Origin of the sequence: Pseudomonas brassicacearum subsp. brassicacearum, from assembly GCF_008801605.1 — a bacterium.
Taxonomy (GTDB): Bacteria; Pseudomonadota; Gammaproteobacteria; order Pseudomonadales; family Pseudomonadaceae; genus Aquipseudomonas; species Aquipseudomonas brassicacearum.
Map to the genome: position 1 here is coordinate 1 of NZ_VZPJ01000037.1, position 964 is coordinate 964.

Sequence of the window (964 nt, forward strand, 5' to 3'; positions counted from 1 at the left end):
TCCACTGAAGACCTGATGAAAGGCCTCAAGCAATCCGGCCTGGCCGAAGGCGAGATCTTCCAGCGCGCCACCCTCGAAGGTGTACGTAACGAGCTGCAACGCCAGTACGTTGCCCAGGGCCGCTACTCGGCCACCGTCGACACCGAAGTGGTGCCGCAGCCGCGCAACCGCGTCGGCCTGAAGGTCAACATCAACGAAGGCACCGTGGCAGCCATCCAGCACATCAACGTGGTGGGCAACACGGTTTTCCCTGATGAAGACCTGATCGACCTGTTCGAGCTCAAGACCACCAACTGGCTGTCGTTCTTCAAGAACGATGACAAGTACGCCCGTGAAAAACTCTCCGGTGACCTGGAGCGCCTGCGTTCCTACTACCTGGACCGCGGCTACATCAACATGGACATCGCCTCGACCCAGGTGTCCATCACCCCGGACAAGAAGCACGTCTACATCACCGTCAACGTCAACGAAGGCGAGAAGTACACCGTTCGTGACGTCAAGCTCAGCGGCGACCTGAAAGTGCCTGAAGACCAGGTCAAGTCGCTGCTGCTGGTGCAGAAGGGCCAGGTGTTCTCGCGCAAGCTGATGACCACCACGTCCGAGCTGATCACCCGTCGCCTGGGTAACGAGGGCTACACCTTCGCCAACGTCAACGGCGTGCCACAGCCGCACGATGAAGACCACACCGTCGACATCACCTTCGCCGTGGACCCGGGCAAGCGTGCCTACGTCAACCGCATCAACTTCCGTGGCAACACCAAGTCCGAAGACGAAGTGCTGCGCCGTGAAATGCGCCAGATGGAAGGTGGCTGGGCCTCGACCTACCTGATCGACCAGTCCAAGACCCGCCTGGAGCGCCTGGGCTTCTTCAAGGAAGTCAACGTCGAGACCCCGGCCGTACCGGGCGTCGATGACCAGGTCGATGTGAACTACAGCGTCGAAGAGCAGGCTTCCGGCTCGATCA

General features: G+C 60.4%; 1 protein-coding gene. It reads left to right on the forward strand.

The window, feature by feature from the left end:
- Positions 1–964, forward strand: a 964-nt coding sequence (gene bamA, locus F7R20_RS31385) for an outer membrane protein assembly factor BamA (protein ID WP_151180634.1), incomplete at both ends; no start/stop codon positions are given.